At 64.8% G+C, this 26,219-nt stretch carries 4 protein-coding genes; all 4 read right to left on the bottom strand.

What is annotated here, in order from left to right; translation table 11 throughout:
- Nucleotides 1–63 precede the first annotated feature (63 nt).
- On the bottom strand, nucleotides 64–615 hold the full coding sequence (locus ACIROY_RS02755; protein ID WP_402339440.1) for a YcjF family protein: 552 nt from the start codon (nucleotides 613–615) through the stop codon (nucleotides 64–66).
- Nucleotides 616–938: 323 nt separating this feature from the next.
- Nucleotides 939–11,432 carry an amino acid adenylation domain-containing protein gene (locus ACIROY_RS02750; RefSeq protein ID WP_402339437.1) on the bottom strand — a complete coding sequence of 3,498 codons (10,494 nt, stop codon included), beginning with the start codon at nucleotides 11,430–11,432 and terminating at the stop codon, nucleotides 939–941.
- Complete coding sequence (locus ACIROY_RS02745) at nucleotides 11,429–22,216, bottom strand: amino acid adenylation domain-containing protein (protein ID WP_402339434.1); 10,788 nt, start codon at nucleotides 22,214–22,216, stop codon at nucleotides 11,429–11,431. Before ACIROY_RS02745 ends, ACIROY_RS02750 begins: the two co-directional genes overlap by 4 nt.
- Nucleotides 22,213–26,217: an SDR family NAD(P)-dependent oxidoreductase gene (locus ACIROY_RS02740; RefSeq protein ID WP_402339431.1), complete on the bottom strand. Its 4,005-nt coding sequence runs from the start codon at nucleotides 26,215–26,217 to the stop codon at nucleotides 22,213–22,215. The genes ACIROY_RS02745 and ACIROY_RS02740 overlap by 4 nt, the downstream gene beginning before the upstream one ends.
- Between the last annotated feature and the right edge of the window lie 2 nt (nucleotides 26,218–26,219).

Raw genomic sequence — 26,219 nt, 5'->3', positions numbered from 1 at the left:
AAAAAAATACCGGAAGCGCATTGACTCCCGGTATGCCTTGCCCGCAGCTTGTGCAGGCAAGGATCAGACCGCGTCCTTCTTGCCGCCGGGAACGTGCTTCTTCAGGAAGTCTTTGCCTTCCTGAACCTGCTGCTTGAGCTTCTGCCCCATTTCCTTGGTCTTGACGTCGAGGAAGGTGCCGCCCGATTCAAAGTGCTGCAGGAACAGCTTGCCGATCGCATAGGTGGTGGCGCCCGCCAGCGTCGATTGCGCCAGTACGCCTGCGGCGATGCCCACGCCCGGGATGAATTTCAGGATGCTGCCGACGGGACCAGCGATGAGCAACGGCAGATAGCCGCTGAGCACGGAGCCGAGCAGTTTCTTGCCGGTTTCGTCGGACAGCGTAAAACCGTACAGGCCGCCGAGCTTGCGCAGCAGGCTCAGTTGCACACCGGTCAGGGCGATCAGGTCGAGGCCCGGGATCGGCAGGATGCCGACACCCATGGCGGTCATTGCATGGTTCTTGATGGAATGCAGCGCTTCGTTCTGGCGCTCTTCCGGGGTCAACTCGGCCGCCTGCTCTGCGATCGGTTCTTCTGCGGCGATGGTTTGTTCTGCTTGATCCGTAGTGCTCATGGAAATCTCCTTCATCAATTAAACGCCCTGACGCACATGAGGCTTGCTGCATGACTCAAGGCGGGGGAAAAAGACTCTGCCGCGTTCGACAGAGCGTCACTATCGGGAAATCGTCGAATATGAGGCCAACGCGTCAACTCATCGTCAACTCACCGTCAATATACGCAGACCGCAGAAATTATTGGGCATACAGCCAATATATTCAACAAATTCCCAACAAAAAACCTGATTACTTTCTTGATTCATCTCATATGCCGGCCCCTCCGTACTGACCGGTTGGAAAAATGCCCGGTTTAACGCCGTATCGCAGGGAATAAAGGGCGTCAACCATGCATGCCCGCCATCAGGATTCCCAGCGTCGATTCATCCGGCACACCGAGCACATCCAGCAGCCCGGCGTAGGAGCGCAACATGGCCTCGGCTTGTGCCGCTGAAACCAGGCCGGCGTCATAGACCGCGATCAGGCTCAGTTGCTCTCCCGGCGTGACTTCCACATTGAACGGGTAATGCCACTGGTCACAAATGGCGACATCGCTGACTTGCAGCGCGGCATTGCCTTGTCCGACCTCGCCCAGCGGATAATTCTGGATGCGCAGCGCCGTCCCAAACAAAGCGTCGCCGTCCGACAGGCCGATGCACTCTGCGATGTCCGACAAGGCCAGCGTGGCGTGCGCGGTTGTGGCGGTCCGCTTGCGCTGAATCTGCAGGCAGGCGGCAACGAAGTCTGCGGCCGGATCGATCTCGCATCGCAACGGCGGCGTGTTGATCAGGTTGCCCACCATGGATTCGATACCGTCGACGTCAGCCGGACGCAATACCGTGGTGACGCCGAAACAGACCTCGTGCGCACTGCTGTGACGCGCCAGCACCAGTGCCCATGCCAGCATGAAAATACTGGGCGCGGACAGGCGATGCTTGCGTGCAAACGTACTCAGGCGCGCGCCGGTTCCCGCTTGCGGCTGCACGCTGATTTCCGCAAAGTTGCCGCTGCATGAGGTGTCCGGCCCGGCAGGCCAGCGCGACGGCTTCATGTCGGCCAGCTCACCGCGCCAGAAGCTGCGTGCGGCCACCCCGTCCTGGCGTTCCAGCCAATCAAGGAAAACCCGGAAGTCCGGCGCCGGTGCAGCGGTCAGCTGCTTGGCATACGCAGCCATGACCTCGCCGAGCAACACCGGCATCGACCAGCCGTCGACCAGGATGTGGTGATAAGTCCAGACGAAATGCCAGCCGGTCCCGGTAGTCAGCAGCGCGAAGCGCATCAGCGGCGGCTTGGCCAGGTCGAAGCTGCGCTGCCGGTCTTGTCTGCAATAGGCGTCTACAGCGGCGCTGGCCTCTGCTTCCGGCAAGCCGCTCCAGTCTTCGCGCTGCCAGACCAGTGTCGATGGTTCGCCGAAATATTGACCGGCCTCGCCGCTCTCCCCGATCGCAAAACCGGCGCGCAATGCCAAATGACGCGACAACACCGCCCGCCATGCGGCGATGAAATCGTCGACCTCCAGTTGCGCCGGCAGACGCGCCGTGAATTGCACCACGTAGGCGGGGGACTCCGGATACGCAACGGCGTGTTCCAGCATGGCGACCTGTTGTGGCGCCAATGGGTAACGCCGCGCCTCTTCCTGTTGCGTACTCCCTGCCAACGCCTGCAGCCAGTTGCGCATCCCGTCGCTCAAGCGCCCGGCGAAGTCCTGCGGCAGCACGCGCGGATCGAAAGTCAGGTCCAGCTGCAGACGCCCGCCGGCGATCATGGCGTTGACTTCCAGCACATAAGGACGCGGCGTCGACGCGGCAAAGCCGGCGCCGTCGGCTTCCGGCGCAGGCCGGACCGGCAGGCTGTCGGGCCACGCCGTATCCCATTGGCCAAGATAATTGAACGCGATCTCCGGAACCGGCAACGCCGCCAGCGCTTCGCGCACGGCGGGATCGGGAGAGAGGAAACGCAGAACGCCGAAGCTGAATCCGTGCCGCGGCATTGCCTTGAGTTTCTCGCGCACCTTGTCGATACGCTGCTCGCCCAGCGGCATGCTCCACGGCGCCAGCACGGTGAACCAACCCGGCATGCCGCCAACGTCGACGCCTTCCAGCACGACGTCGCGGCCGTGGGACTCGAGTGCAATGCCGATCTCGCTGCCGATCTCGCTACCGATCCCGCGCCGGCCTGCGTCATCGATCAGTTCGCCCAACGCCACGCTCAATGCCGTCAGCAGAATTTCCTGTACTTGCACCCCACGGCTGCGCGGCAGCTCCCGCACCAGCATGCCGGTGACGGCTTCATCCAATGTGAACCCCATGGTGTGCGCGGCACCTGCGGTAGCGGCGATGTCGGTACGCAGCAGCGGCAGTCGCACCATGTTGCGCGGCTGGTCCAGCCAGTAGCCAAGTTCGTTGCGTGCTTGTGCAGACACTGCATGCCGCTCCACCGCAGCAGCCCATTGCGCGAAGGAAGCACGCGCAAGCGGCAGGCTGATGGTCGCGGATGTCCGCGCTTGCGCATAGGCGTCGAACAGGTCTTCCAACAACGCGCGCCAGGACACGGCATCGATGATCAGATGATGTGCAACGACATGCAGTCGCGCTGTCGCTGATTCTGTTGATGCTGCCGGCGGTGCGTACAGCACCAGCCGCAGCAAGGGACCTTGTTCGATGTCGAGGCGCGTCTGATTGTCTGCTGCGCCTTGTTCAAGCAAGGCATGCCATCCGGCCGGGTCTGCCGGCGGCGGCACGATCTCCAGCAGTGCCGCAACATGCTCGCTGATATGCTCGTTCAGATGCTGATGCCAGACGCCGTCGATTTGTTCGAACCGCAGCCGCAACGCATCATGGCGCGCGCAAACGGCGTCGAGTGCGCGTTGCAATGCCTGCGCATCCAGTTCGGCCGGCACCTCGAGCAAGAAGCTCTGGTTGTAGTGATGCAGGTCCGGTGGATTCTGCTGCAGGAACCAGTGCTGGATCGGCGTCAGCGGTACGGGGCCGCTGGTCAGCATCGGCATCGGCGCACGTTGTGCGCTCTGCCCCACCCCGGCGTCAACCTGTGCCGCCAGCGCCGCCAAGGTCGCCGCATCCGGATCCATGATCTGATTGAGCGTCAGCGCAATGCCCTGGCGGTTGGCTTTGGACACTACCTGGATCGCCAGGATCGAGTCGCCGCCGAGTTCAAAGAAGTTGTGCCCCGGCAGCACCTGCGCCACATTGAGCACTTGCGCCCAGATGGCCGCCAATTGGCGCTCGGTCTCGCCGGCATAGTCGATCACGATGGCCGCCGGCGGCTGCTCCGGCATGGTCTCGAGCATCTCCAGCGCCTTGCGGTCGATCTTGCCGTTGACGGTCAGCGGCATCGATTCCAATGTAACGAAATACGCCGGCACCATATGCGGCGGCAACTGTTCGCCGAGGAAGGCCCGCAAGCCGTCAGTTGCCACCGGAACGCGTGTCTCAAGATAGGCCGTCAGGCGGCGATCATCCGAGCCGTGGCTACGCACCAGCACGGCGGCGTGACGCACGTCGGCATGTCGCATCAGCGCCGCCTCGATCTCGCTCAGCTCGATGCGGAAACCGCGCAGCTTGACCTGATGGTCGTTGCGTCCGACGAACTGCACCCTGCCATCGGCGAGGCGATAGCCGCGATCGCCGGTTTTATACAGGCGCGAGCCGGGAGCTCCGTAGGGATCCCGCAAGAAACTCGCCGCCGTCAGATCGGGACGGTTCAGATAGCCGCGCGCCAGCCCTGCTCCGCCGATGTACAGCTCGCCGACCACGCCGGGCGGCAGCAGTTGCATATCGGCGTCCAGCACATGCAGCTGCATGTTCGGCAGCGGCCGGCCGAGTGGCAGTTGTCCGGAGCTGTCCTTGGAGGCGGACCAGGCTTCGACACTGACGGCCACCGATGCTTCGGACGGGCCGTAACCGTTATAGAACTTGCGCCCAGGTCCCCAGCGCAGGACCAGTTCGGGCGCGCAGCTTTCGCCTGCGACCACCAGTGTTTGCAAACCTGGCAGACGACGTTCATCCAGCGTCGCCAGTGCAGTCGGCGGCAAGGTCGCCGCACTGATGCGCTGGTGTTGCATGAATTGCTCCAGTCCTTCACCGACCCGGGCGGTATCCGCGCCGGGCACGATCAGCGCCGCACCGGCGCCGAAAGCCATCGTCATTTCCCAGATCGAGGCATCGAATGACAGCGACGCAAACTGCAAGACGCGTGCATCCGGCTGCAGGCCGAATGTGCTGCGCTGGGCATGCGCCAGTGAACGCAGGCCGGCATGGGTGTTGCCGACGCCCTTGGGGGTGCCGGTCGAACCGGATGTGTAGATCACGTAAGCCAGCGACTGCGGATGCGGCTGCTGAAGGTCGACAGCGGCGATCGCATCGGCGTCGTCGGCTTCTTCAGCAGTCGACGTTGCAAACAAGACATCCGGATCCTGCGCGATTGCCTGCGCCTGCAAGGCTTCGGCGCACGCGCGATCGGCAATCAGCAAGGACGCTCCGCTGTCTTCCAGCATGAAGCGTCTGCGCGCGACCGGATAGGCGGGATCGAGGGGAACGAAGGCTGCGCCGCAACGCAGGATGGCAATCACCGCAATCACATAGCGAGCCGAGCGCGGCAAACAGAGCGCGACCTTGGTTTCGACGCCGACGCCGAGCGCCTGCAGGCGTCGCGCGAGCAGTATTGATTCGGTACGCAAGGCCTCGTAACTCAGAGCCCGTTCCTGATCGGTCAGGGCCGGCGCATCCGGTGATCGCTCTGCCCAGGCGTCAATCTGCCGGGGCAAGTATGCCGGCGCAATCGCCTCAACGGGACCGCGACCCGCCGCCAATGCCGACTGCGCATCGATATCGTCCAGCGCCAGCAGACGTGCCGCCGGCCAGTCGGGATGCGCGGCCATGCTATCGAGCAAGCGTCCAAGTTGCGCCAGCAGGCGTTCGGCTGCTGCTGCGGGAATGCTGCCGTCGCGGTGCAATGCCAGGCTCAGGGTTTCACCGGCGCTGCAAGCCAGCGTCAGCGGATAGTTGGTGCGCTCCCTCACTTCCACACCGGCCAGGCGCAGGCCGCCGCCGGACAGGGACTGCGCCTTCGGATAATTCTGCACCAGCAGCAAGCTCTGGAACAATTCCTGGCTGCCGGGCAAGGCCGCGGCCTGGCGGATTTCAATCAGCGACGCGCCGGCATGCTGCTCGCGTTCCAGATGCTGCTCCTGCAATTGCGCCAGCCAATCCGACAATGGCGTCGCAGAAGGGATCGTCACGCGCGCCGGCACTGTAGCGATAAGCATGCCGATCATTTCTTCGACGCCATCGAGTTCCGCCGGCCGGCCGGAGACGGTTACGCCGAAGACCACGTCGCGGCTTGCGCTGCAGCGCGCCAGCAATAACCCCCAGGCCGCCTGCAACACCGTACCGAACGTGGTGCGGGCGCGTTGCGCCAGTTTTTGTACTGCTTGCGTGCGCGACGACGACAATTCCATCGTGTGCACCGCCGCGTCTCCCGAGACGGCATCGCCCGCCTGCGTGGCGAACGCCAGCGAGGTCGGCTCTGTTATTCCTTGCAACGACCGCTGCCAGAAGGCGATGTCGTCCTTGCGCCCAGCGTCATCACGTCGCTCACTCCAGCGCACATAGTCGCTAAAACGCGGCGCAATCTTGAGCCGCACCGAGGCGTCGCCCTGCGCCTGGCGGTACAGCGCGAAGATGTCGGCCAGCAGCAGCGACACCGACCAGCCGTCCAGCAGCAAATGATGCGAACTCCAGACCAGCTCATGGCGCTGCTCCGCGACGCGTACCAGTTGCAAACGCTGCAGCGGCGCCTGCTCAAGTTCGAAGCCGCGCGCAACCTCGGCGCGCATCAATTGATCCAGCGCCGCCACGCGGCCGGCTTCATCGAGGCCGCGCCAGTCGGCTACGCTCCACGACAATGCGACATGAGCATGCACGCACTGGCGCATCGCAGGTATGTCGCGCCAGTGGAAACTGGTGCGCAGCATGCTGTGACGTTGTTGCGCCTGCTCCCATGCGCGCCGCAAGGCCTCGGTGTTGAGTTCACCGTCCAGCGTCAGGCGCAGCTGGTTGCAGTAAATATCCGGGTCACGCAAGCTATGGAACACAATGCCTTGCTGCAACGGCGTCAGCGGCAGTTCTTCCTCAATGCTGTCCTGCGGTGAAGCAGCACGTCGCTGTGCGTCCGCGGCGATCTCGTGCAATGCCGCCGTCACTTCGTGCAGCCACGCGCCGACGCGTTCGCGCTGCGCTGCGCCGGCCGGGAAGCTGATTGCGCCGCTGAGGCAGCCGGCACGGATGCCGGCATTGATTTCGATGACGTGGCTGCGCGTAAATGCCGCGCTCTGCCCTTGCCCGCTGTCTTCATCGACGGCGGCAAAACCCTCGCCTCCGGCAGCGCCGATATCGAGCCTGCCGAGGTAGTTCAGCAGGACCCCGGCGCCAGGCAACCCTTGCAACGCGGCGCGCTGTGCGGGATCTGCCGACAGGTAGCGCATGACGCCCATCGCCAGTCCTTGGCACGGCGATTCCCGTACCCGCTCGCACACGTGCGCCACTGCTTCGGATGGAGTCGGTCCTGCTTCCGGCCATTGCAACAGCACCGGTTGCACCGCCGTAAACCAGCCGACCGTGCCCGAGAGATCGACGTCGTCAAACAGGTCGACGCGGCCATTGCGCTCCAGATCGATCTGCAAAGCTCCCTTGAGGCCGATGCGGCCGGCTCCGATGAACAATGCCGCCATGAGCATTTCATCGACGCGGGCGTTGAAAACGCCCGGCGCCAATTGCAAAAGGATGGTCGTGGTCTCGCTGTCGAGCGACAGCGACATGGTCTCTGAAGCGCCTGCGGCGCCGGCCGGCAAATCCGCGGGCAACACGGAAAGCCCGCGATCGGCGAAGCGTTCGACAAAATACTCTACCGACGACTGCGCCGCCGGCGTGGCGGCCAGTTCGCGCAGCTTGCGCGACCAGGTGCGATACGAGGTGGTCGCCGCCGGCAACACAATCTCGCCACGCAACGCCTGGTCGTAGGCAAGGCTCAGGTCATCCAGCAAGACCGACCATGAATAGGCATCGATCGCCAGATGATGCACCGCGATCATCAGCCGCGCAGCCGGCTTTGCCAGCACCGCCTGCAGCACCCGGCCGCTGCGCAAATCCATGTTGCACTGCGCCTGCTCATAGGCGGCTGTGCGCGCCGGCAATTCGGCCTCAACGCCGTCCAGCACGCGCAGGATCGTCCCCGGCGCAGCGACGGCAACGTGCAATTCCTCTCCCTCGACCTGCAGGCGCAACATTGGATGGCGCGCCGCCACCGCCTGCAAAGCACGTTCCAGTGCAGCCGCATCGACCTGCGCCGGCGTCTGCAGCACGACCGACTGGTTGTAGTGGCCGCGATGTTCTCCCGCCTGCTCGAAGAACCAGGCCTGAATCGGCGTTGCCTGCAATTCACCGTCAGCGATCTCAGGCGGCTTGTAGCCGGACATGGCTTGCCCGCGCGACTCCAGCGCGCGCATCAGGTCGCGCACCGTCTGGAACCGGAAAATGTCACGCACCGTCAGGCTCAGCTGCAACTGCCGTGCGCGCGAAACGACCTGCAGGCTGCGGATCGAATCGATGCCCAGCTCGAAGAAATTGTCGCAAGGTCCGACCGAAGGCCGGTCCAGCACCTCGGCAAACAATGCCGCGAGCGGCGCTTCGGCCGCCGAGGCGGCTACGACAGCAACATCGTGCAGAGACGGGAGATCGCGTGTGACGTCCATCTCCAGCAATGCGCGCCGGTCTGTCTTGCCCGATGCGGTGCGGGGCAATCGAGGCAGCGTGATGCACAGCGCCGGCACCATGTAAGCCGGCAGACGTTCACCCAGCCACGCCCGCAACGAGCCTGATTCCAGTTTCGCATCGCAGCCTGCCGCGGCCAGCAATTGGCCCGCACCTGCGCTGTCTGCACTGTCCGCCCGCATCAGTACGACCGCTTCGTGTACCTGCGGATGCGCCATCAGCGCCGCCTCGATTTCTGCCAGTTCGATCCGGTAACCGCGCACCTTGGCTTGCTGGTCTTTGCGGCCGATGAACTCCAGCGTGCCATCAACACGACGGCGTCCCAGATCACCGCTGCGGTAACTGCGCAACGCAGGAACCAGCGGATGTGCCTGGAAGACGGCGGCGGTTTGGCCGGGCTGGCCCACGTAGCCTTGCGCGACGCCGGCACCGCTGATCAGGATTTCGCCGATGACGCCCGGCGGCACCGGAAGACCGCGGCCATCCACGACTTCCAGCACGACGCCGGCAATCGCCCGGCCGACCGGCAAGACGTCGGCGGCCGATGGCAGCGCCTGTGCGGCGGGATTGAAGAAGGAAGACGTGATAGTCGCTTCGGTCGGACCATAGCCGCTGCGAAAAGCAATCGGATGCGCACACAGGGCCTGCCACTCGCGCCAGCGACGGGCGAATACCCGGTCGCTGCCGGTCACGACCAGACGCAGACAAGCCGGCGGCGCACGACGTGCATGGCCAAGCGCACGCACCCACTCATGCCAGAACGCCGCCGGCAGATTCAGTACGGTCAGGCCTGCTTGCTGCACGTGCTCCTGGAAAGCGTCAATGCTGTCGGTGACGCCCTCGGCGCGGATCACCACGCAAGCGCCGGCCATCAACGCAGGGAAGATTTCCTCCGCTGCGACGTCAAAATCTGCTGCTGCAAATTGCATGACCCGGTCGCTCTCGCTCAGCCCAAAATCCTGCACCACTGCGCGCGCATGATTGGCGAGATTGGCGTGTGTCACGGCGACGCCCTTGGGCGTACCGGACGAGCCGGAGGTAAAGCAGATGTAGGCCAATGCCGCGGCATGTTCCGCGACGGCAGGCAGCGCCGGCAACCGCGGTGAGGTTTCGCGCACATCCGACAACAAGACCGGCACCGGCCAGCCGTCCTGTTCCGAGGCGGTCGTAACCACCAGTGCAATACCTGCCGTGGCGATCATCTGCGCGCGCCGCGCCGCCGGTTGCTGCGGACTCAGGACCACGTAAGCCGCGCCGGCGCGCCAGGTCGCCAGCATTGCCGCCACCAATCCAACGGAGGAGGAGAATCCGAGCCCGACTACTGCCCCGGACTGGACTCCGGCGGCGACAAGGCGTCGCGCCAGCAAGTCGGCCTGGAGCATCAGGTCGCGATAGGAAAGGCTTGTTGCGCCCTCCTCTACGGCCGCCCGGTCCGGATGACGCAGCGCGCCGGCGGTGATCATTTGCGGCAGCCACGGTTCCGGTTCGACGTCTGGCAGCGTCGGCGCAGAAGGCAGCGCCAGTTGCACACAAGACAACGGCGTCGACTCGTCGACGGTCGCGTGCTGCAGTACATAGGCGAATTGCTCGCAGAATCCGGCGATGGTGTGCTGATCGAACAAGTCGGTGTCGTACTCCATCACGCAGCGATAGTCGTCGCCATCGAGATGCACGAAAAAATTGAGGTCCAGCTCCGGGGCGCCCGCTGCCGGCGGCACCGCTTCCACCTGCAGTCCCGCGAGCGCCAGCTGCGGGCTCGCGCCGCTTTGCTGTACGAACATGGTCTGGAACAGCGGCGCCTTGTTCAACGCGCGCTCAGGCCGTACGGCCTGGACGATGCGCTCGAACGGCGCCTGCTGGTGTTCAAACGCCTCCAGGCAGGTGGTGCGAACGCGTCGGATCAATTCGGCGAGATCCGGGTCGCCGTGCAAGCTGATCCGCAACGGCATGGTGTCGACAAAGAAGCCGACCAGTCCATGCGTCTCGCTGCGATCGCGGTTGCCGACCGGACAGCCGATCACCACTTCATCTTGCCCCGACCAGCGCGACAAGACTTGCGCGTAGACAGCCAGCAGCACCATGAATGGCGTCGCGCCGGTGCGCAAGCCGATGGCCTGCACTTTCTGCACCGTGCCTGGCGCCAGTCGCAGCTGATGCATGGCGCCGGCGTTGCCGCGTTCAGCGGGACGCGGCCGGTCCAGCGGCAAGGCCAGCTCGGTGACGACCCCGTCCAGTTGTTCGCGCCAATAACGCAGATGGGGCGCCAGTCGTTCCTCGCTGAACATGGCGCGTTGCCATACCGCATAGTCGGAATACTGGATCGCCAGTGCGGTCGGCTGCAGTGAAGATGCATCGGTTTCGAGCGCGTACAGCATTCCCAGTTCATTGATCAATACGCCCATGGACCAGTGATCGGACACGATGTGATGCATTGCCAGCGTCAGCACGTGGTCGCGCGACGTCAGCTGTAACAGGCTCACGCGCAACGGCGGCGCGACGGTCAGATCGAAAGGCAGTGCAGCTTCTCGGGCAAGCAACGCCTGATCGGCCGCGTCGGGGCGGCTGCCGGGCGCAGGGAATTCGACGCGCAGGGAGAACGGTACGATGGGAAGAATGTGCAGCTCGGGCTCGACGCCGTCATCGCGGATCACACTGCGCAGCAGCTCATGACGCCCCGTCAGCGCGCCGAATGCACGTTCCAGCGCCGGCAGGTCGAGCGTGCCCTGCAACCGCCATCCGGCCATGATGACAAAAGCGCTGCCGCCGCCTTCGAGCCGGTCGAGGAACCACAGGCGGCGCTGGTTGAACGACAGCGGCGCGGTCGTACGCTGCACCGCGCTGCGCGCCAGTTCCGGGAACGACGACGTTGCAGCTGGGATCGACGACGACTGCAAATGCGCGACCAGTTCGGCTTTCCTCGCGCCGAGCTCGGCGCGCAGCGCAGGCGACAAGGCGCCTGCCGGGCCGCGCACGCGCAAATCATTGCCGGAGCACGCCAGCGTCACGCCGAGCTCCGCCAGTTGTACGATCAACTGTTCAACGCTGTTCAAATCGTAAACTCCTCTATGCCGTCGTCCGTGGAGCGGCATGCATCAATATGGCCGGCCAGCGCGGCAAGCGTGGCGTACTCGAAAATCGCAGCGATGTTCAGATCGACGCCGAAGCTCTCCCGTACAAACGCCAGCAGGCGCATGCCGATCAGCGAATGTCCGCCCAATTCGAAGAAATTCGCTTCGCGCGTGATGTCGGCAACGCCCAGGATGCTGCGCCAGGTGGCGGCCAGTTTTGCTTCCGTGTCGGTCATGCCTGCAGCAGCCGATGACGGTAATGGCGACGTCCCGGCACTCGCTGCCGCCAACGGCATCGACAGCTTGTCCAGCAACGTGTCTGCGCGCGCCAGCAGGCCCGGCAGGTCGCGTATTGAGACGGCGACCCGCGCATGCGGCGCCGACAAGACCCTGCGCAAGACCTCGACGCCCTCTTCCGAGCGCATTGCCTCGCTGCTGTCGGGAGCTGCGAGGCCGCGCCGTCGGCCCGCTTCGACGGTCATGCCGGCTTCGCTCCAGTCGTCCCAATTGAGTGCGATGGTGAAGCCGCCGCGTGCATTGCGTTCCTGCGCGAACAGATCGAGGAACTCGTTGGCGGCGGCATAGGCGGCTTGCCCGAATTTGGCCTGCGGCAGCAGGTTGCCCAGCGTCGAGAACAGCACCATGAAATCAAGTGCATCGTCTTCCAGCAAGCGATCCAGCCACACCGTACCGTGCACTTTTGCGGCCATCACCTGATACATGGAGGCGACGCTGCGGTTCTGGATGATGCCGCCGAGATCCGCCACGCCGGCGCAATGGAATACGCCATGGATGATGCCGAAGCGCGCGTGCGCCGCCGCAATCGCTTGCGTCAGCGCGACCGAGTCGGCAACGTCGCAGGCGCTTGCGAGGACGTCGGCTCCGGCCTTTTCGAGCTCGCCAACCAGGCCGTGATCGACATGACGTCCCAGCAATACCAGTCGTGCGCGGCAACGCGCGGCGAGATCGCGGGCAATGCTCGCGCCCATGCCGCCGAACGCGCCGGTGATCAGGTAGCAACCCTGCTCGCGCAGGCGATCGCCACCCGTCACCGGAGCGGCGATCGGTACCCGCTGCACCTGCGGAATCCAGCGATGGCGACGACGCAAGGCAACCTGGGCCGCGGCTTGGCCGTGCAGGAGTTCACTCAGCAGCATGGCGCCGGAGTCGCCGGCCTCGACATCGATGACACGGCAGGCCAGGCTGCGGTATTCCACAGGAATTATCTTGGCAAGGCCGAGCAGCGTGCCAAGCGACGCCGCCAACGGCTCGTCGCCGGTGACGTCGGCGCCGCCGCAGGTGACGATGTCGAGTTGCAGCGGACGCGCCTGCGAGCGTGCGCCGAATGCCTGCGCCAGCAGCATGACGCTGTCAAAGCCGCGTTCCAGCGCCGTCACGAAGGGCTGCCTTTCGCTGCTCCACAGATGCACAACGTGCGTCGCTGCGGTGCTGTCCAACAAGCGGCGATAGTCCCCCTCGCGGGTCGGGTCGATGGCGTAGTCCTGCGCAGAGAACATCTCGAATCCGGCTCCGGCCCTGACTTCAACGACCTGCCTGCCCAGCGCGCGCAGGCTTGCGGCCAGGGTGCGGCCGGCATCGGTTTCGGAACCCAGCAACAGCCAGACATCGGTCGATGCCGCGGCCAAAGAGACCGGTGGCAGTTGCGGTGCGCGCTGCCAGCCCGGCAGGTAGAACCAGTCGGCGATCTCTGCACGCCGTACCGGGGAATTCTCTTGCACCATAGAGGGCACGGGTGTCGCGGGCCAATGACGCTTGCGCTCAAACACGTAACCGGGCAATGCGATACGCGACGGCGCAGGTTCCTCGGCATGCTCCGGACGGCTTGTCTTGCGCCAGGCTATCGTCGCACCGCGCGTCCACAGTTGCGCCACGCTGGCGGCCAGCGCCGGCGCTTGTTGCGGTTGTTGCCGGCTCAGCCCCAGCGCAACCAGTTGCTGCGCAGACCAGCCGCTGGTACGCGCCAGCTTTTGCAGAGCACTGCCGGGGCCCACTTCCAGCAACAAATCGATACCCTCGCGCTGCAAGGTGCCGAGACCGTCGCCGAAACGCACGGCCTGGCGCAAATGGCGCGCCCAATAGGCGGGATCGACGGCATCGGCGTCGCTGATCCATGTGCCCGTGACGTTGGAGATGAAGCGACGTTGCGGCGGACTCAGGGTAATCCGGTCAAACTCGGCGACGAAAGCCGGCAGCACCGCATCCATGGAGGACGAATGGAAAGCATGCGAGGTGTCGAGACGCACGGCCGCCACGTTGATTGCATCCAGGCCTGCCTGCAATGCATCAATTGCCCCGGTCGCACCGGCCAGCACGCACTGGCCCGGTCCATTCACGGCGGCCAGACTGACAGCGCCATTGCTGCTACGGATCAGTTCGTGCGCCTGCGCTTCATCCGCCTGCACCGCCAGCATGGCGCCGCCCGGCAGGGCTTGCATCAGGCGACCGCGTGCAGCCACCAGCGCCAGCGCATCCTCCAGCCCGAACACACCGGCCAGGCACGCCGCGACGTACTCGCCGAGGCTGTGTCCCAGCATGGCGACGGCTTCGACGCCGCGCGCTTCCAGGCTGCGCGCCAGCGAATACATCACGGCGAACAGCGCCGGCTGTGCCAGCGCGGTCTGCCTGAGCGCGATTGCGGCGGCGGATTCGTCAACATCGGCGCCATAGAGCACGCTGCGGAGATCCAGCTGCAGATGCGGCAACAGCGCGACGGCGCAGCGGTCGAACCAGAATCGATAGTCGGGGTCGCCCTCGTACATCGCCTGCGCCATGCGCGGATATTGACTGCCCTGGCCGGGGAACAGGAAGGCCACCTTGCCTGTTCCTGCGACCGCCACCGGTTGCGTCGCCGTGCGTAAAGCCGCGACGGCTTCTTCAACCGTGGACGCAACCACGGCATGGCGGGAGCCGAAGACGGCGCGTCCCTCTTGCAAGGTAAAGGCGGCGTCGCGCAATGACAGTTGCGGCTGACGCTGCAGGGCTTCGGCCAGCGCCAGCATGCTGCTGCGCAAGCTTTCCGGCGTACGCGCGGAAAGCGGCAGGATCTGCGGCGAGGCCGTTACGGAAACAGCTTGAACGCGCGCAGGCGCCTGCTCCAGCACCACGTGCACATTGGTGCCGCCGATGCCGAAGGCGCTGACGCCGGCGCGGCGCGGACGCGCATCGCCATGATCCGGCCAGGCTTGCGCCGCACCGACAACGCTGATCGACGCCGTCGTGAAATCGACGTGCGGATTGGGTTCGGAAAAATGCAGACTGGGCGGCAATACACCGTGTTGCAACGCCAGGATGGTCTTGATCAGGCCGGCCACGCCGGCGGCGGCATCGGCGTGGCCAATGTTGCTCTTGACCGAGCCCAGCGCCAGCGGTCGTTGCCGTCCCCCGAAGACGCGCGTCAATGCCGCGACTTCCACAGGATCGCCCAGCTCGGTGCCGGTGCCGTGCGCTTCGACATAATCGATATCGGCCGGCTCCAGTCCCGCCTGGCGCAATGCGGAGGCAATCACGGAGGCCTGGCCGTCGACGCCGGGAGCGGCGTAGCCGACCTTGCGGCCGCCATCGTTGTTGACGGCGCTGCCGCGGATCACCGCCAGCACGTTGTCGCCGTCGGCCTGTGCCTGCGCCAGCGGCTTGAGCAGCACCATGCCGACGCCCCCGCTGGGGACGGTGCCGCGCGCATCGGCCGAGAACGGTCTGCAATGTCCATCCGGCGACAGGATCATGCCCGGTTCATGGAAATAGCCGCCGCCCTGCGGGAAACGGATCGCCACGCCGCCCGCCAGCGCCATGGTCGCAGCACCGCTGCGCAGCGAGCGGCAGGCCATGTCGAGAGCCGTCAGGGAGGACGAGCATGCGGTCTGCACGGCCAGCGCCGGCCCCTTGAGATCAAGGTGATAGGCAATCCGCGTGGCCCCGAAATCCTTGTCGTTGCCGGACATCGCGTGATAACTGTCGGCGCCTTCGGGCATCGGCCCGGCGGCGAACAACTGTCCCTGCAGATAAGTATTGACGCCCACCCCTACGAATACGCCGACATCGCCGCGCGACTCCGGCGCGGCGTAACCGGCGTGCTCGAGCGCGTGCCAGGCGCATTCCAGCGCCACCCGATGCTGCGGATCCAGCGTCACGGCATCGCGCGGACCGAGGCCGAAGAAGTCGGCGTCGAAGCAGTCGGCGTGATCGATCTCGCCGCCGGCGGCGACGAAGTTGGCGTGGTCAAGCACGTTGCCGGGCCGCCCTGCGGCTGCCAGCGACGCCGCATCGTGGCGGCTGATGCCTTCCCGGCCTTCGACCAGAAGCTGCCAGAACGCGTCGACATCCGGCGCCCCCGGAAAACGGCACGCCATGCCGATAACGGCAATTTCCGCTTGAACAGGCAGAGGCGCTTGCGCCGGCTGCACGGGCTTGGCTATCTCGCCACGACTGGACAAATGCGCGGCGAGACTGCGGATCGTGGAAAAACGGAACAGATCGCTGATCGACAGCACCGCGCCAAACTCGGCGACGGCCATGTCGTATAGCCGGACCAGCAGCAGCGAATGCCCGCCGACGTCGAAGAAGTTGGCGTCCGGATCGACGTCGCTGAGGTTGAGCACCTGAAGCCACAGGCCGGTAACGCGCGTCAGACAATCGCCTGCATCGCGACCCGGAGCAACTGCGCCTCCCTCGCGTCCGAACACCGGCGGCGGCAAGGCGTTCAGGTCGATCTTGCCGTTGCCTGTGAGCGGCATGCGGTCCAGGACAGAGATGAAATCAGGCACCATGAAGGATGGCAAGGCATGTCGCAATGCTGCGCGCAGCGCCGCTGCATTCACGTCGGTGCCGACCACGTATGCCACCAGGCGGGTCTGTCCGGCGCCATCGGGACGCAGCATCGCCAGGGCCTGCGTCACGCCGGCCTGCTGCGACAAAGCGGCTTCGATTTCAGCCGGTGCGATACGGAAGCCGCGCAGCTTGAACTCGCGGTCGCTGCGGCCGAGGAAGTCCAGCGTCCCGTCTTCACGCCAGCGCGCCCGGTCGCCGCTGCGGTACATGCGGGCCTGGGGATCATCGGAAAACGGATCAGGTACGAATCGCTCTTGCGTCAAGACCGGATTGTTGAGGTAGCCGATGCTCACGCCGGATCCGCCGATGCACAATTCGCCCACGACGCCGACCGGCGCCGGTGCGCCCTGCCCGTCCAGTACGTAGATGCGGGCGTCGCCCACCGGACGGCCGATCTGCAAAGGCGCATCCGGACCGAGGTAACGACCGGCGGTCACGGTCACGGTGGTTTCCGTCGGGCCGTAGGCGATGAACAGGTCACGGCCTTGCCCCCACTGTGCCGCCACCGACGCCGGACACAACTCCCCGCCCACGATCAGCGTGCGCAACAAAGGTAGCGGCGCGGCAGGCATTGCCGCCAGCAACGACGCCGGAATCTGCAGGTGGCTGATGTTCATTGCGTCCAGCGTCTGCACCAGCGGCGACCCGGGCAAGAGACGCTCGCGCGGCGCCAGGCACAGGCAGGCGCCGGCCGCCAGCGCAAACACGATGTCGGACACTGCGACGTCGAAACCGAAGGCAGCCAGTTGCAGGATGCGGCTGTCCTGCCGCACCGAAAACTCTTCCACGGCACTCGACGCCAGGCGGCACAAGGCATGATGCGCCAGCGCCACCCCTTTGGGACGACCGGTAGAGCCGGACGTGAAGATGATGCACGCGGTTGCCGCGAAGTCCGTGTCGGCAATATCGCCATGCCCGGCCTCATCAGGTTCCTGCGCAGACGGCAAGTCTCGCAGTGCAGGCAGGCGCATCCACCGCGCCTCGTCCCACGCAGCGGGACAATCACCGACCACCAACGCAACTTCGGCATCCAGCAGCATCTGTTCAATACGCGGCGCCGGATAAGTAGGATCAATCGGTACGAAGATGCAGCCGGCTTTGGAGATGCCCAGCAACGCGGCGATCAGGCCGACGGACCGCTCCCCGATCAGCGCGATGCGCGCACCCGGATTCAGGCCTGCCGCACGCAGACTCTGCGCAAAGGCGCCGGCAAGATCATCCAGTTGCCGATAGCTGACCTCGCCCTCGGGTGTCGCCAGCGCCGCTGCATCGCCGTTGCGCTGTGCACTGGCGCGCAACAGGTCGTGCAACCGCAAGGGCCGGGTTGCCGGCGGCAAGACGCGGCGCGCGCGCCCGAACTGCATCAGCAAAGTGCGCGCCTGTGCATCCAGCAGCGAGTGTGACAAAGGCGGTGCGTCGGGCTGCGCCAGCAAGGCGTCCAGCAAATGCACGAAGCCCGCCGCGATACGTTCGGCCAGTGCGGGCGCAATGATGTCAGCCGCATATTCCATCTCGCCAGCGATGCCTTGTTCGTCCTCCTGCAAGGCCATGCTGAGATCCGTACGCGCCAGCGGCGCCGACCCCGGCTGGGCCACTGCGTCGATATCGTCCAGCTGCAATTGCCACTGGCGCAGATCGGCCAGCACGAACATCGCCTGCAGCAACGGCGGGCGCTGAGGCACGCGCTCGACGCCGGCGGCTTCGACGATACGGCTGAAGGAAATATCCTGATGCTGCAATCCCCCGGCGACACGCTGCTGCACACGCCGTCCGAATTCAGCAAGGTTGGCGGCCCGGCAATCCAGGCGCATCGGCAAGGTATTGGCAAGAAAGCCGACCACACCGTCCAGCCCGGTACGACTGCGAGCGGCTACCGGAATACCGACGACAACCTCGTGCTCGTCACCGAAGCGCGCCAGCGTCAATCCCCATACGCCGAGCAACAGCGCGAACGTGCTCACTCCGGCAGCGTTGGCCGCCTGCTGCAAACGCTGGCTGCGCTCCCGTCCCAGCGCCAGCGGTGCGCGTCCAAGGCGGAAGTCGCGTTGCTCCGGCATCCGGCTCAACGCCAGGCCGAGGACGGCGGGAGCGCCGGCCAGCTGATCGCGCCAGTAATTGCCTTGCGCTTCGAAAGCGCCCTGTTCATCACAATCCCGCTGCCATGTCGAAAAATCGATCTGCTGCAATGCTGCAGGTGCGGCATCCAACGTGCCGCCGTAAGCCTGCCCCAGTTCTTCGACGATCACGCGTCCTGAACCGCCGTCGAAGGCCGTGTGATGGACCACGATTGCCAGTAAATGATCGTCAGGCCCGAGCCGGATCAGCTGTGCCCGCAACGGCAGGTCGTCCGACAGCGAGAAAATTCGTTCGCTGAATTCCTTCATCTGCCGTTCGGCCGCATCAATGTCGGCGTCGATTCGTTTGAGGATAAATTCGGGAGAGGCGTCCACCTCCTGCCATAAGTCGCCATCGGCAAGGACCAGCCGCGTACGCAGCGCTTCATGGCGTTGCATCACGCACCGGAACGCCAGTTCGAGGCGTGCGATATCGAGGCGGCCGCGCAAGCGGTAAGCCACCGCCTGGTTGTAGGCGCCGCGTTGTTGCCCGGATTGTTCGATGAGCCAGAGGCGCTCCTGATTGAACGACGCCCGCGCGCGCCGGTGCGGACCGCCGGCCACCGGCTCCGGCACGTCGGCCCCGGGTTGCGCGCGGTGCACTTCCAGCGCCATGGCGCGCAAGGTCGGCGCGTCAAAGACGGCCGTCACCGGCAAGCGTACGCCGAGATTCTTTTCAATTGCGACGACCAGGCGTATTGCGCTCAACGAGTGTCCGCCCGACTGGAAGAAATTGGCATCGGCTTGTCGCGGCCGATGGCCGATGATCTGACGCCAGATATCGGCCAGCAGGCTTTCTTCCAGCGTCAGAGCGATCTCTTGCTGCTGCTCCTGCGCCGGCTGAGGTGATTCCGAATCGAGGGCGGGCAAGCTCAGGAAATCGATTTTTCCATTGGTGTTATGCGGCAAGGCCGGCATGAACACGTAGCGTGAAGGCTGCAGCGCGGTCGGCAAGATATCCTGGAGGCATCGTCGCATGGCCGCCTCCACGGTTTCTTTCGCCACGACATAGGCCATCAAAATCAGGTCGCCACCGATTTCGCGCGCCACCACAACCGCGTCCGTCACGCCGGGGCATCGGCGCAATGCCGCCCTGACTTCTTCCGGATCGATGCGCACACCGCGAATCTTGACCTGACGGTCGCGCCGGCCCAGGTAATCGATGTTGCCGTCAGGACGCCAGCGTCCGATGTCGCCTGAACGGAATGCCCGCCCGCCGGCGACGTCCGCCGGCAAGTTGATGAAGCGCGGTTCGCCGTCGTTTTGATTGAGATAACCGCGCGCAAGGCCGATGCCGCCGATCACGATCTCGCCCGCGGCGCCCATGGGAAGCACATTGCCGGCCGGATCGAGAATCGCCAGAAGATTTCCCGGAATGGGCAGGCCTATGTGCACCTGCGCTCCGTCAGCGACATCTACTTCATGGCAGGTTGAATCCGCCGATGCTTCCGAAGAGCCGTAGAGATTGAGCAGCTGGCAGTCAGGCAACCAGCGCCGGAAGCGGCGCGCCAGATCGCCCGGAAAAGTCTCGCTGCTGCAGATGCAATGACGCAGTCCGCCGAGGACGTTGCCGACATCGGGAACATGATCGAGCAGCGATTTCAACAACGATGGCACCAACGTCAGGCGCGTGACCCCGTGACGCTGAATCGCCGACGCCAGCGCACGCGGATCGCGCACCTGGGCTGCCGACAAAATCACGGATGGCACGCCGCCCAGCAACGGGCCAAACAACTCCCAGACAAAGTCGACGAAAGTCGGCGTGGTTTTCTGGCAATAGCGGTCAGTCGGCTCGAATGGATAGCGCTCCAACATCCAGGCAATACGATTTACTGCGCCTTGATGCAAGCCCATCACGGCTTTCGGCCGCCCTGTCGATCCGGACGTAAAAAGAATGTACAGCAGGCTGTCTGCGTGATTGAGGTCCTGTGGCGCTGACACTTGCGGCAATGCCTGCGCAGGATCGACCAGTCTCACGGCCGAGTCGGCCGGAAGCCATTCTCCCGCTCCTGCAGTAATCAGCACCGTTGCGCTGCTGGCGCCGAGCATGTAGAGCAAACGCTCGGTCGGAAATTCGGGATCCATCGGGACGAAGGCGCCGCCGGCGCGGATGGTCGCCAGGATGGCCACGGCCAGGTCGACCGAACGCGGCAGGCAAATTGCGACCGGCGTTTCTGCAGCGACGCCCAGCTGCGACAGATGCGCCGCCAACGCGGCAGAGCGCAGATCGAGTTCGGCGTAGGTGACTTCCCGGTCATTCTCAATCAGCGCTACGGCCTCCGGCATCTGCGCCGCCTGCTCCACGAACCAGGCGCTCACTGTGCGCGGCGACGCCGCCGGCAACGGCGGATTCAGTTTGGCCAGCATATCGCGCGCTTCGGCCTGGCGTTGCAGCGGCAATTGCGACAGAGGCAGCTGCGGATCGGCCATCCCGGCTTCCAGCAAGACCTCCAGCGACGCCGCCATCGCGGCGGCAAGCCGGGGATCGACGAAATTGCAGCGATATTCGAGTCCGCCGGCGATCTCTTCTGCGCCGGCATCCAGTTCCAGCACCAGATCGGCCCGGGCGGCAGGCAGCGGAACCGGCATGGCGTGCGCGTGTACTGCACCGGCTTGCGCTTCGAGCGGCGCCATGGTCTGGAACACCAGCATCGCCTGGAACAATGGCGCCAGACCTTTGCGTCGCTCCGGATTGACGAGATTGACGACCTCGTCGAACGGCAGTTCCTGGTGACGCATGTCTTCCAGCATGTGATCGCGTACCTGTTCGGTCAGGGCCTGGAAGCTCTGGCTGCCTTCCGAGACGTTGCGCGACACCATGTTCTCGGCCAGGAAGCCGACGATGGCCTGGGTCTGTTGCTGCGCACGGTTGACCACCGACACGCCGATGGCGATGTCGTCCATGCCGGAATAGCGCGCCAGTACGGCATGGAACGCAGACAGTACGACCACAAACGGCGTGGTCCCCACCGCCTCGGCAAAGCGTTTGACGGCCGCCGTGAGCGATGCCGGCAACAATACCGGAATGCGTTCGCACAATGCTGACCCGGCTTGTCCGCGTGGACCGGAAAACGGTATCTCGAGCGCTACCGGCAATTGCGCCAGGCGCTTCCGCCAGTAAGCGTGCAACTGTTCGCGCGCGGCGACTTGCTGCGGCTCGCGCAACCAGACCGCGTAGTCGCCGAACTGCACCGGCTCGGGCAGCGCCGCCGTTTCACCGAGTTCGCGCGCATACAGCGTGACCAGTTCGCGCAGCAATAGTTGTCCCGACCACAGGTCGATGATGTTGTGGTGGAAGGTCAGCAACAAGGCGCTTTCACCTGACTTATCGTCGTGCAGCACCTGCGCACGCAGCAACAGGTCGGCAGCCAGGTCGAAAGGCTGCGCCACGGTGTCGCGCAAATGCGATGGCCACAGCGCGACGGCTACGGCATGCTGCGGCAAGGAAATGCTGTTGACCTGCGTGAAGTTCTGCTCGATGACGCCGTCATCCTGATCGGAAAAGCGGACGCGCAAGCCTTCGTGACGCTGCAGCAGCGCCAGCAAGGCGCGCTCCAGCGCGGCCACATCGACCGGTGCATTGAAGCGGATATCCAGGCCGAGATTGAATTCGCCGGTCACGCCGTCGATGCGTTCCACCGTCCACAGGCGCTGCTGGGCAGGCGTGGCGAGCACGCGTGCAGAGGCAGCGCGACGAGCAATCGCCGGTCCTTCCGACGGCAATTCGAATCCGTCTTCAGCCAGCAACTCGGCAAGCAGCGCCGCATCCAGTCCGTCATCCATCGCCGACATGTCGGGTGTTGTCATACAGTCCTCGCAGCAACACGTGCCGCTTTTTGTTCGGTTGTCATTTGTTCGATCTCAAGCCAGCGACGGGCGATGGCTTCGGTGATGCCGGGCTTGCTTTCGCCGCGCCGCACATGCGCACAGAATCCCGCCACGGTGGGATGTTGCAGGAGATCGGGCATGGCCGCGTCGAGGCGAAAGCGCTCGCGCGTGGCTGCCGCGATTTGCGCGGCGCGCAGCGAATTGCCGCCGAGCGCAAAGAAGTCGTCGTGCACGCCGCAAGTGGGCAAGTCAAGTATCCGTCGCCACAGTTGCGCCATGTAACCCTCGAATTCGCTGCCCGGTCTTCCCGCATGCAGGAATCCTCCGGCCAGCCGGGACAGTTGATCGTGATCGATTGCGCCCGAGGGATCGTGGGGTATTGCATCCACAGTCATCACGGGAACCGGCAAGCGGCGGCCGAAGTGGTCGTGCAAAATCATGCACCCGTCGACAGCGTCGTCCGTTTGAAACACCACCGGTTCATCCACGGCAATGGCTGTGTCTTGCAGCGCAGCCTGGCGCGCGTGCTGCAGATCGAGCCCGATTGCCACGACCGGCCGGGATGCGGATAGCGCGATCTCGAAGCTGGCGACGGCATTGTCCGGCTGCAGCGAAAAGTATCCTGCCGCTTCCACGGCTGACACTGCTGCGCCATGCTTGCTGATGCCGGTGTCGCGCCAGGATGAAAATCCCAGGTAGCGGCAACGTAATTTGCCGGATGCCGTCAGTTGTTCGGCCAACGCCGCCTGATAAGCGTTCGCCGCAGCATAGGCGGCGTCCTGCCGGCCCGCCACCATGCCGGCCAAGGAGCCGACCAGAACAAACCACGCCTCGGGATGCTCTCCGAGCAGTGCATGCAGTGCGAGACTTCCGGCTACTTTTGCGTGCAGCATCTGCGCCAGCGTTGCCGCAGTTTCATGGATCAATTCAGTTTGCCGGCCCTCTCCTGCCAGATGCAGGATGCCATCCAGATTGCATTGCCAGCGCGCATGCGCCTGGTTAACGGCAATGCGCAAGGCATTGCCATCGGCGACGTCGGCGCCGGCGTACAGCACACGGCCGCTGCGCTCCAGTTCACCGAGCGCCCTGGCGCGCGCGTCGTCGAGTTGCGACTGCGCCGTACGGCCGACGATCAACAATTTTGCTTCATGACGGTCGAGCAGATAGCGCGCCAGCACCAGTCCGACGCCGCCGAGCCCGCCGCTGATCAGGTACAGGCCGCCGCAACGCAATGCGCGGGCATCCGGCTTCGACAACCCGACGTTGCGCCAGCGGCGCAGATGACGCCGGCCGTCGATGTACGCCACTTCGGTTTCGCGCGTCAAGCCCCGCAGCTCGCCGAGAATCATGCCGGCGTCGCTGCCAAGGCCTTTACCGGAAAACTGGATATGCATGCAATGCACGCCGTCGAGCTCCGCTGCCGAGGTGCGCAAAAAAGCCGCGGCGGCTGCGTGCTCGGCGGCATCTTCCACAGCGCCGCCCACGATCAGCCGTGCAGGCCGGTTGGCGCGCGGAGTCGTCGCCAGCGACTGGCACAACAGCAACAGCCGCGGCAAGCGAGCCCAGCCGGGCAATACGAGAATCACGTCCGGTCTTCCCTGCTGCGCCATCGCATGAACGACGCCATCCGGATCATCCTGTTCAAGCACGAACTGTCGCCAGTCGATATCGACCGCGGCATCGGCAAGCGTCCTCCGGATGGCGGCGTCGCCGGGCGAGGCATCTCCCAGGACCGCGACGCTTTGCCCGCGCCGAGGCTCATTTGCGGCGATGGCGCAAGGCTTCCAGTACGGTTCGGAGAACCACCCGGGAATAGTGTCCGCCGTCTCCAGCAGGCAGGCTGCCCGCTTGATTTCGGCGTCGAACGAACCGGCTTCCAGCAGACGCCTGAGTTCCAGGCGCTGGACCTTGCCCGAATTGGTGCGCGGCAACCGATCGGCCGGCACGTGGATGAAATACGCCGGCATCAGCGACAACTGCTTGCCCAGGCGCATGCGCATGTCCTGCATGACACGCCTGAGCGCAACGTCGTCGTGCGCAGCGGGAGCATCGAAGAACAAGGCCAACTGGTCCGTGCGCGCAGCAAGTGCGCGCACGCCGATGGCGGCCACACTCAGGCGTTCGACGCCGTCGGTCTGCGCCACGACTTCTTCAATTTCACTGCTGTAGAAATTGGCGCCGTTGACGATGATCATTTCCTTGATGCGGCCGACCACGAACAGCTCGCCATTGCGGATGACGCCCATGTCGCCGGTGCGGAACCACTCGCCGTGCCTCACTTCGGCGGTCAGGTCGTCGCGGCCGAAATAGCCCATGAACAGGGACGCGCCGGACAACTCGACGGCGCCGACAAGACCTTCCGGCACCACCTCGCCGTGCTGATCGACAATACGCTGCGCAGCGCCGCAAATCGGCGTCCCGAGGGAAACTACTTCGCCATGGCCGGGCGCCCACTGCGACATGGAAAATCCGCTGACGGTTTCCGTCATGCCGAACGAAGGCCAGATCGCGCCGGCGGGTAATTGGTTTTCTGCGAAGCGTGCAGCGAATGCGGTCAATACGCTGTCGGAAATCGCCTCGCCACCGTTGAGGATCATGCGCAGGCTCGACAGATCCCAGTCGCGCGCAGCACCCGGCGCAGATGCTGCCTGCAGCAATACGTCGAATGCGAAATTGGGCGTCCAGACCATGCAGACGCGATGCCGGTGCGCCAGGTCGAGCCAGCGTGTGGGCGCCGCCAGCACGGTCGCGGTATCCACCTGGATCTGGTTCATGCCGAGCGCCAGCGGCAAGATCGACAGGAAACCGAGGCCGCCGACATGATCGAGCGGCATCCAGTTCATGCTGGTTGCTCCCGGCGTCAATGCTTTCCCGCGCTCCGCGGCACCGCCTATCATCGCCAGCACATTAGCCTGGCTCAGCATGACACCTTTGGGAAGACCGGTGCTGCCGGAGGTCATGAATATCATGGCCAGGGCCTGCAGGTCGGCGGCCGGCGCGGGCGTGACGTATTCGTTCTCAACCAGCAAGCCGGCATCCAGGAATGTCATTCCCTCCAGCGCCTCCGCGCCCAGCGGCACCAAGGCCTGCAAACTCACCGGGTCGGCGGCAATCAGCGGCCGTCCCAAGACTTCCCATGAGTCGCGCAGACGTTTCAACGCCGCACCGCCGGCCGCTGCGGCAGCCACCTTGAACGGCGCCGGCACCATGCCGCCGAGCAGGCAGGCCCAGAACAGCGGCAACAAGCTGCGGCTGTCGCCGGCATCGACCATGACCGGATCGCCGTCACGCAGGCCTTGCGAGCGCAGACCGCCCAGCATCCGGCGCGCCTGATCGAACAGTTCTGCGTAGCTGACGCGGGTTTCGCTCATGTCGGCGGCGACATGGACGATGCCGAGTTCCGGTTGCTGCGCCGCGCGTTCCAACGCTGCGGCCAGGCTGGCCGGCATCCAGGGTTGTGCAGGAAGCGGTTTGAGAACGGAAACGGCCGGTGTGCTTGCCGCACCGGCCATGGGAGTCCTGACAACGGCAATCTCCTGCACCGTGGAGGTCAGCAAGGGGTAATCCGGCAGCATATCGGCCAGATGCACGCGCGGGCGCAATGGTGCGATCGGACGGTAAACCGCCGTCATCGGTAGTGATGCATCATCCCATGCCGGCAATGCGGCCAGGGCTTCTTCATCCACAGCGCCGTCAGATCGCAACGGCAAGGCGTGCACGCGCACCAATGCGATCCGGCCCGGATAGCCGGCCTCGGCAATGACGGTCTCCAGCGCCTTGCGCTGGCCGCCGACCACATAGACAGTAGCGTTGGCACCGGCCTGCGCCGCAGTTGCGACGAGGTGAACGGCCGCGACCGCAGGCACCGCCAGCAGTTGTGTCCTGAGTGTCGCAATGATCGTGTTTTCCGGCGTCGTACGTTCCAGCATCCCACTCCCCTGAGCGCTGCCGGTCATGGCCAGCATTGCTGCGCTTTTCATCT

The organism is Herbaspirillum sp. NPDC101396 (assembly GCF_044767365.1).
Classification (GTDB): Bacteria; Pseudomonadota; Gammaproteobacteria; order Burkholderiales; family Burkholderiaceae_D; genus Herbaspirillum.
This window is presented reverse-complemented; position numbering and strand designations above follow the sequence as displayed.

Excerpts from the sequence above, each read along its gene's own strand:
- ACIROY_RS02755 (WP_402339440.1), bottom strand. The coding sequence starts at position 615 with ATGAGCACTACGGATCAAGCAGAACAAACCATCGCCGCAGAAGAACCG.
- ACIROY_RS02745 (WP_402339434.1), bottom strand. The coding sequence starts at position 22,216 with ATGACAACACCCGACATGTCGGCGATGGATGACGGACTGGATGCGGCG.
- ACIROY_RS02740 (WP_402339431.1), bottom strand. The coding sequence starts at position 26,217 with ATGAAAAGCGCAGCAATGCTGGCCATGACCGGCAGCGCTCAGGGGAGT.